Origin of the sequence: Nostoc sp. PCC 9305 (assembly GCF_963920915.1) — a bacterium.
GTDB lineage: Bacteria > Cyanobacteriota > Cyanobacteriia > Cyanobacteriales > Nostocaceae > Nostoc.
In genome coordinates this window covers 1-9,061 of sequence record NZ_CAWUDN010000181.1, presented here as the reverse complement: position 1 = coordinate 9,061, position 9,061 = coordinate 1, and the positions used below count along the sequence as shown (strand labels likewise).

At 41.3% G+C, this 9,061-nt stretch carries 6 protein-coding genes and 1 pseudogene; 4 read left to right on the top strand and 3 right to left on the bottom strand.

Annotated elements, in window-relative coordinates; genetic code table 11:
* The first annotated feature begins 35 nt into the window (after window positions 1-35).
* Window positions 36-1,249, top strand: a pseudogene (locus ACM0OX_RS34240) (ISAs1 family transposase).
* Window positions 1,250-1,549: 300 nt separating this feature from the next.
* Here the strand turns inward: ACM0OX_RS34240 and ACM0OX_RS34235 are convergent.
* Both ACM0OX_RS34235 and ACM0OX_RS34230 read right to left on the bottom strand, forming a co-directional pair.
* A complete protein-coding gene (locus ACM0OX_RS34235; protein ID WP_414519498.1) occupies window positions 1,550-3,571 on the bottom strand; it encodes a DMT family transporter in 2,022 nt (673 codons plus the stop codon).
* Window positions 3,572-3,635: 64 nt separating this feature from the next.
* On the bottom strand, window positions 3,636-4,943 hold the full coding sequence (locus tag ACM0OX_RS34230) for a mannosyltransferase family protein (RefSeq protein ID WP_414519496.1): 1,308 nt from the start codon (window positions 4,941-4,943) through the stop codon (window positions 3,636-3,638).
* Between the two features lie 646 nt (window positions 4,944-5,589).
* On the opposite strand from ACM0OX_RS34230, the gene ACM0OX_RS34225 reads away from it, so the two are divergent.
* From ACM0OX_RS34225 to ACM0OX_RS34215, 3 genes are all read left to right on the top strand, one after another.
* On the top strand, window positions 5,590-6,786 hold the full coding sequence (locus tag ACM0OX_RS34225; RefSeq protein ID WP_414519495.1) for a 1-deoxy-D-xylulose-5-phosphate reductoisomerase: 1,197 nt from the start codon (window positions 5,590-5,592) through the stop codon (window positions 6,784-6,786).
* A 702-nt stretch (window positions 6,787-7,488) separates the two neighbouring features.
* On the top strand, window positions 7,489-7,764 hold the full coding sequence (locus tag ACM0OX_RS34220; protein ID WP_414519493.1) for a BrnT family toxin: 276 nt from the start codon (window positions 7,489-7,491) through the stop codon (window positions 7,762-7,764).
* Window positions 7,748-8,014 carry a BrnA antitoxin family protein gene (locus ACM0OX_RS34215; RefSeq protein ID WP_414519491.1) on the top strand — a complete coding sequence of 89 codons (267 nt, stop codon included), beginning with the start codon at window positions 7,748-7,750 and terminating at the stop codon, window positions 8,012-8,014. The genes ACM0OX_RS34220 and ACM0OX_RS34215 overlap by 17 nt, the downstream gene beginning before the upstream one ends.
* A gap of 324 nt (window positions 8,015-8,338) precedes the next feature.
* On the opposite strand, the gene ACM0OX_RS34210 is transcribed toward ACM0OX_RS34215, so the two are convergent.
* Window positions 8,339-8,845 (bottom strand): WD40 repeat domain-containing protein, encoded by a 507-nt coding sequence (locus ACM0OX_RS34210; protein ID WP_414519489.1) that lies wholly within the window; start codon window positions 8,843-8,845, stop codon window positions 8,339-8,341.
* Between the last annotated feature and the right edge of the window lie 216 nt (window positions 8,846-9,061).

The window sequence follows — 9,061 nt, the reverse complement described above, 5'->3', positions numbered from 1 at the left end:
CTAATTTTAAGTATTTTGTCTGTTTGTTAAGAAAGATGCGGGTAATGGATAGCTTAATAAGGGGGGGGCAAAAAGCTCTCAAAGTCCCCCTTTTTAAGGGCAGGGCTGTTTCATTCCCTAAAACAGGTAAAATAGCAAGGGTTGAGGGGATAAAAATGATGGGTGCAGTTCTGATTGAACAATTGAAGCAAGTAGCAGACTTTAGAACGACAGATGGGCGAAGACACCCACTGTGGTTAGTGTTGCTGTTGGTGATAATGGGAACAATGAATGGATATGTGGGATATAGGGGGTGGGGAGATTTTGTCAAAAGGCATAGTTGGGTATTAATAGAGAAATTTGGGATTGAAAAACATGGAGTACCATCATACTCAACAATCCGACGTGTAATGATGGGAGTAGATTTCGATAAGCTGGCAGAAAGATTTAATGAATGGGCAAAAAATTATGTTGATTTAGAAGAATCCGAATGGTGTGCAACAGATGGAAAAAGTATTAAGGGTACAGTGCAAAACTACAGTTCATCTAATCAAAATTTTGTCAGTATAGTGTCGGTGTTTGCTTGCAAAAGAGGGCTGGTTGTGGGGATGGAAAAATTTGAGAACCAGCAAAAAAGCGAAATTCAAGTTGTCCAAGAGTTAGTTACAGCATTAGGTTTAGAAGGTGTAGTCTTGAGCTTTGATTCTTTACATTGTCAAAAAAAACTTGTCAAATGATTATAGAGAGCGGTAACGATTACGTCATTGCTGTTAAAGGTAATCAGCCCAAACTACATAGTCATATTCAACACATTGCCGCCACAAAAAAACCAACTTCTCGTATAGTTGAGACTGAAAAAACTAGAGATAGATATACAACACGCATTGTAGAAGTTTTTCATGATTCCAATGGAATTGACCCTGCATGGACTGGAATAAAATCTTTAATCAGGGTCGAAAGAATTGGTACGAGAAAGGGCAATAAATATCATGAAATTGTTTGTTATATTAGCAGTTTGATAGCAAGCGCGAAGGAATTTGCTCTCGGTATTCGTGGTCATTGGGGTATCGAAAACTGCCTGCACTGGGTGAAAGACGTTGTTTTCAAAGAGGATTGTTCTACAATCCGTCTCGGCAACGCTCCCGCCAATCTTTCCATTATGAGAGCGTTCGCACTCAATATTCTTCGTCGCAATGGTTGTCATTCCATCACAATTGCTCAAAGATTTCTCTCTCATGATATTGACAAACTCATTCATCTTGTGGAATGAAACAGCCCTGCTTTTTAAGGGGGATTTAGGGGGATCAAGATATGTGCAACTTCACATTAAATTGGTATAAGATATCTCTAACTATTTTCATCTGAATTAATTTATCTTTGTTATAAATTGTATCAGTCTAGTTGGTTGTGTCCAAATACTACATCATATTGTAAATTATTGAAGTACAAAAGTACCCTACCCACGCTGATATAAATTTCATCAAAGTTTTGTAGTTTGGGTAATATACCCAAACTACTTATACAAGTTAAATGTGTAACAGCTTATCTTTGTTTATTACTTGTCATGCTACTACGAGCCTTCATTTGTTACTTGAAGAATCGATTGACTAGATTGGGCTAGATAGATACCCGCTAAAACTACGGCAAAAGTAGCCCAGTCAAACAAACCTACTTGTTCTGAAAAAATGAACCAAGCAAAAATGGAAGCTAAAACTGGTTCTAGAAGAAGTGTGACGGCGACAACGCCTGAAGATATTCTGCTGAGGCTATAAGCTAAAAGTCCCTGACCCAGCACTTGACAGAAAAGAGCTTGGAAAATGATGAAAAACCAGCCCGTCCATGAATAGGGAAATAGTCTATTTTCAAGGAATGGTAACACTGGTAGTAGAAACATTGTTGTCACTCCACAGCGCCACAGCATGATAGTTGCAGTACTAAATCTGGTTCGGAGTCTTTCTATCAGCAGCATACATGTAGCCATGAAAACCGCAGTTAACAATGCTAATGCATCACCTAGTATTTGATCGGTTGCAAATTGCACCTTATTGAGTTCAAATGCGATCGCTCCTCCCAAGGCTATGACCAGACCAATCACGAATCTGTTGTCGAAACGCCGACCAAATAACAAATACCCAGCCAAAGCAACAAATAAGGAGTTCAAATTAGACAATAAAGCTACGTTAGCAACACTAGTTTGACTCAGCGACCAAGCCCACAATAGAAGGTAGGTTCCAGCAGAGGTTCCCATTGCCAACAATAGCCACACTTCTTGACTTGTAAAAGGCTTCTGTTCTATGGATTGGTTATCAAGCAAGGCAGGAGTAAGAGTAATACTGCCTGACGCTTGCGGACTCGCTAACGCTACGCTATCTATCTCCTGTCTCCTGCCACCTTCAATAGATTTTTGGTAGCGGAAAGCCTCAAGTCCATTCCACAAACCAAAGACAACTGTCGCAATCCAACTGCGATGAAATACTACAGCATTTGCACCAATTTCTTGTTGACACAATTTAGTCAGAGATGGTGCTAAAGATATAGGAATTAGAGCAAACAATAATGAGACAGTTCCTAATAAAGCTGGTGTTTCGGAGAATTGTTGCTTTAGTAATGACAGTTTCATCGTCATACTTTTAACGAAAGTGTTAACTATATTTTTGACTGATTCCTGGAACGGGTAATTAACAGCAGCTTGGCTAGATACGGCTAAGTATAAACCCATTAAAACTACGGCGAAACCTACCCAATTAGAGAAAGTTAATTTTTCTGAAAAGATTACCAGAGCGAAAATGCCGCTAAATACTGGCTCTAACAGATGCACCAAGGAGACAACCACAGAGGAAAACCTAGCAAGGCTATAGGTCAAAAGCCCATGACCTAAAACTTGGCAAATCAGCGCTAGGAAAATTACCCATAGCCACCCACTGACTGTAGAGGGGAAAAGCCGATCTTGAGTTAACAAAAGTATGGGGAAGATAGCTAGAGCCGCGATCGCACAGATCCACAATTGAATTGTCGCCGGAGAAAATTTAGTTCGTAATTTTTCTACGATCAGCAGGTATGCACTCAAGAAAATCGCCGAAATAATTGCAGCCAACCCTCCTTTAACTTCGTCTGTGGCAATTTGCAACTCCTCAAATTCAATGGCGATCGCTCCCCCAAGGGCGATGACCATGCCAATCAGGAATTGCTTCTCAAAACCCTTACGAAATAACAGCCAAACTCCTAAACTAGTAAATATAGGGGCGAGATTATGTAAGACACTAGAGATCGCAACGCTAGTTTGAGTCAGCGACCAAGCCAAGAAAACTAAAGTAGCAGCCCAAAAAATACCAGCACCAAGCAATAGCCATAGATCCTGACTGGTGTAGGGCTGCTGTTCTACAGGTTTGTCTAAGGAAAGTCGCTGACGAATCGCCTTGTATCCATTCCAGAGCAAGAAGATCGCACTACCAAGCCAAAGACGATTAAATACAGTGGCATTGGGACTAAGTTCAGTTTCACTCAATCTTACGAAAATAGAGCCAAAAGATATGGCACCGACACCTACAAATAATGAAGCAAGGGCTATCTTCGTTTGATTGGACAGATTCATTAGGAAATTTAAATTCAACTTCTTACCAAGAAAGAACCAAATACAAATATATGGATCAAACCTTCTAACCAACCCAGTGGTCTTGGGCAAATCCTACAGCTATTTTGGCTAGTAGTGTCACAAAAGCGCCCAATATTAAATATCCTTGACGAGGATGGTGAGATAGCAGCACACCAATTGCTATGTTCAAAGGCACAATACCGTAGGCGAGACGGCTCAAGGAAATAGTGCCTCCAGAGGCCAACAGTAAACCAATACCACAAAAGCCATAAATAACCGTAACTGGGGTCAGTTGCGTGTGTAAGCGCCACAACACATAGCCACCACCTAAGACCATGAACAAGTTGAGGAAGTTATTGATCCACTGTTCGCTTGCCAAAATCAACAAAAATAAGACTAAACCATAAAACCCATAAAATAATTTTACAGAACTAAAACGTTGACGGAAATGCCATAAAAGATAGCCACTGGCAACAATCACGCCAAATAACAAGAGATACCAGGGATCTTGAATTGCACCAGATGAGTTTTGAACCCAGCCAAATTGCCAATTTTTACTGCCAACGGCAATTTGCATGAACATATTTAACCAACCCTGCCAATCAAACCCTAGAGTTGGTCGCCATCCCCGCTGTGCTTCGATAAAAGCTAAAGGGTTGCCAAAATAAATCGCACAATACAAACTGAATAGAAGTGTGCCAATAGCGGTAGTCAAACCAGCTATATAGGCAATGGGTGGTCGGCGTTCTTTCCAGGCTGCGATCGCCAATGCTGGAATTAGTGCCATACCTGTAGGACGTGTTGCTGTTGCCATCGCACCCCAAAGGGCAGTCCAGCCATACTGCTTTTGATCGAACGCCCGCAAAGTCGCCGTACTCAAAAACAAATACAGCCCCTCTGTGTAAATCACTCCCGTAAACATGGAAGCTGGATACAAAGAAAGCACAGCAGTTACCCAATGCGCTGTATTGATGCCATGATGCTCCTTGACCCAAAAGTACAAACAGTAAAGCGCTGCAAAAAATGCCAAGTTGTTGACTAAGGTGCCTGCCAATTCAAACGGTAAGCCCAACTTCATCAAAAACCAGATACTTAAGGGAAATAGGGGAAAGAAGGCTAGATTATGTTGCTTACCGTCATTCACAAATTCATAACCAGAAGTTGCGATCGCACGGTAATGTATACTATCCCAGGCATCAAAAATCCCCCAGCTAAAACGAGGCAAAAATTCCTCTGTTGCTAACGGTAGCTTTGGCGCAACCAGCAACATAGCTGTCCAAATAAATATTCGACTGCCAAGCCATATTGCTGCTGGAAACAGGAAATCATTTTTCCATAAGACTTTTTTTATAGCTATCTGAACTTTGACCATAGGGTTGAGTGCTTCAACAAACTCCTTTGTGCATCTTTTTACCTATGGCTGTAACACAGCAGTTTATGAGTAATCTTTTGCATATTAAATCCTCCACCAACACAATTAACAAACTGGACAAATTACCAATCAATTGAAATTATTTCCTATTTGGTTACTTTTGCCAATTTTCTCGGAATTTATCTTTAAAATATAGTATTTATAAATACAATTTTTGTCTAGTTACAGCAGTTACCACTGGGGGAAAGATACTGAAAGAAAAAATTAATCACTCAGGAACGCACAGCTTGCTGTGTGTCCCTACCCGTGTACCTCATTCAAATGAAAATCGCTTTTAGTACTTTTAAGTAGAAGGGCTTGATTAAATTAAAACTCGTAGTAAGCGGCTTTAGTCCTTGAGAATCTTACATAGAGGGATAAATCGCTTACTACGAACAAAAGTTTTATCTTACATTTAGTTACGTCTACTTACTTATTAGCTAACAGTCTATCGAGTTGAAATTAACGGATTGGAACTGTTGCAGGGACACGGGCACGGGGAAACTTCTTTGCTTTCTTGCATCAGTGTATCGATTATTGTGATTGCTGTGATTAAAGAGTCCTAAGCAATTTATAGTGAGAGTTGTCTGTAAATCCTTAAGCAATTGTGAAAGCGATTACTCTCGTTGGTTCCACTGGTTCTATTGGTACTCAGACTTTAGATATTGTCACTCAGTACCCAGATCGGTTTCGGATTGTGGGATTGGCAGCTGGGAACAATGTAGAGATGTTGGCTGCTCAAATTCGGCAGTTTCGGCCGGAAATAGCAGCCATTTGCTCAGAAGATAAATTACCAGCCCTCAAAGAAGCTATCATTGACCTCGATCCTCAACCGATTCTACTGGCAGGTGATGCCGGAGTGATAGAAGTCGCCCGTTACGGCGATTCCCAAACCGTTGTCACTGGTATTGTAGGTTGTGCTGGTTTGCTACCCACGATCGCAGCGATTGAAGCTGGTAAAGATATTGCCTTAGCAAACAAAGAAACTCTGATTGCTGGCGGCCCTGTGGTTCTACCCCTAGTCGAAAAACATGGTGTAAAATTACTCCCTGCCGATTCCGAACATTCCGCTATCTTTCAATGCCTCCAAGGTGTTCCCAAAGATGGCTTGCGGAAAATTTTGCTCACTGCATCTGGTGGGGCTTTCCGCGACTGGGATGTAGAAAAGTTAGCGGATGTAACCGTTGCTGACGCTCTCAAACATCCTAATTGGTCGATGGGACGGAAAATCACAGTAGACTCTGCTACTTTGATGAATAAAGGACTGGAAGTAATTGAGGCTCACTTCCTGTTTGGGTTGGATTATGACGATATCGAAATTGTCATTCATCCCCAGAGCATTATTCACTCACTGATTGAACTGCAAGATACTTCAGTTTTAGCTCAACTCGGTTGGCCAGATATGCGCTTACCCTTGCTGTATGCTCTATCTTGGCCCGATCGCATCTACACCAACTGGGAACGACTAGATTTAGTCAAAGCTGGAAACTTAACCTTCCGGGAACCAGATCACCAAAAGTATCCTTGTATGCAGTTGGCTTACGCTGTAGGTAAAGCTGGCGGTTCGATGCCAGCTGTGTTGAATGCTGCCAATGAGCAAGCTGTAGCTTTATTTTTAGATGAAAAAATTCGGTTTTTAGATATTCCCCGGTGTATCGAATTGGTGTGCGATCGCCATCAAAATGATAACCGTGCAAATCCCTCTTTAGATGACATTTTGGCAGCAGATAAATGGGCAAGACAAGAAGTTTTAACAGCGACTGAAAAGTTAGAAACTCAATCGCGGATAATTTCTTTGCGATAAAAACCTTTCATTCAGATACCCAAAAGGCAGATTTTCTGGCTCTTGACCAATTCTTATTTAGCCTTCAGCCTAATGCTGAAGGCTAACGGTTAAATTCAGCGGCGATAATTAGTGCAAAAAAAGCTACCTCAAGGGAGTGCCCTCCCACAAATCCCAATAAATGCGTGGCCATAAGGCTTGTCGTTAGACATTGCACTTTCCCATCAACCCCATTTAAGAATCACGTTTTTTTGTCGAACCAAAATCAAACTGTTTCTCAAGCCGATCTTGTTCTTCTTTCAACCATTGTTTAAGAGTTTCTTCTGAAGGAAGTGCTACCATATAACGCGAGACAAATAATTGATTATCAAGTCCGTACAACAGTAGCTAAATTTGTGTTGTTAATATTACTAATATCATTAATGAGTTCTTCGTAATTCACGCTAATTACTGTACGCCACAACTACAATTAGTTAATTTTAATCTAAAGACTTCCCCAAAATTAAGCTTTGCGATCGCATTTTCCCCACTGCAACAGAAATGCGTAGACGCACAGAGGCTTGTCGTCAAACATCGCAAACATCACAAATGCGTAGCCGTAAGGCTTGTCGTTAGACATCGCACTTCCCCAATATCACAAAGGCGATCGCGTCTATGCACTTCATCCGAAAGTCAAAGTCCGTGTAGTATAGCAAAGGTAAATATTTTTGGTATATACTATAAATGCGCTTTGAGTGGGACGACAACAAAGCCAAATCAAATTTTTTGAAACACGGTATTCAATTCGAGGAAGCTGTAACAGTTTTTGCCGACCCCTATCTTCTGTTTACGGAAGACTCTATTCATTCTCAGGGAGAAGAAAGAGAATGGGCGATTGGTGAAATAGAAGATGGGTCAATTGTTGTAGTTGTTTTTACCATACGAGGTGAGCGAATAAGGATAATTAGTGCAAGAAGAGCTACAAAAAAGGAGTGTCAACAATATGAGTCAGGAATCTGAGTTTCCTTTTGAGAGAGCAAGACGAGTTACACCAGAAGAAAACCAAATATTCAGAGATGCGATCGCAGATCAGTTTGGGGTTAAACTCAGCAAGCGTGGACGACCTGCTAAGGGTGAAGAAGAAAAGTATGAGCCGGTTTCTATCAGATTTCATCCTAAAATCATAGCCTGGGCAAAAGAAGAAGCAGAAAAACGAGGGGTAGGCTATCAAACGGTTATCAATGAAGCACTATTGGAGAAAATAGGCTGAAACTTAGCGATCGCACTTCATCTCATCAACAATAAACGCGTAGCCGTAAGGCTTGTCGTCAGACATCGCACTTCTCCAACATCACAAAGGCGATAACTTCTCTTCTCTGCGAGAGGCTACGCCAACGAGACGCACTCGCGTTCGTTAAGCTGCGCTAACGCACTTTCCAAAAAACCAAAAGGCGATCGCCATCCACAAACCCAACAAATGCGTAGCCGTAAGGCTTGTCGTCAGATATCGCGCTTCCCCAACATCACAAATGCGTAGCCGTAAGGCTTGTCGTTAGACATCGCGCTTCCCCAACATCACAAAGGCATAGCGTGGCTATTTATTGTCAGGGCAAATTTCTTTTCGCAAATCGGGACGGGAAGCAAGGTATTCTTTTAAATGGTCGCAACCTCGCGTTAGTAACCTATCTAAACTTTGAACACGACGCATCTGCACAGAATTAGAATCTACTGCAATGGCAATTAACTTACTATCTGGGCTGAAAACAAAACTCCAGCCTTGATATTCAGCAAATTGCTGCCAAGAACCATCTGTTACCTCTGTCCACAGACGCACAGTACGATCCGCGAAATAAGTGCCTGTGGCAATCGTCTTACCGTCCGGGCTAAATGCTAAATTTGTGATGCGATCATTATGTTTGAAAGTGGCTATTTCTTGTCCTTGTAGGTTCCACAGCTTGGCTGTACCATCCCACGAAGCAGTGGTAACAGTCTTACTGTCAGGGCTAAATACTACATTTAAAACCCAATGATTATGTTTGAGAGTAGCAATTAACCTACCTTGTAGATTCCATAGTTTAGCAGTGTCGTCATTAACTGCCACCAACTTTATACTCGTAGTCTCCAGTCATAATTTAATTTCCAATGGAGAACAATTACATCGATGTCTATCTTGAGTTTAATTTCGAGAATATTGAGTACGTATTGAGTTTTTATTGAGTTGCTATTGAGTTGTAATTGACTTTACCAAATAAATTACTACTAATTGTGGGGTGGGCATCTTGCCATTGGTGTCAAGTTAAGGCATCAGCCCAGATGT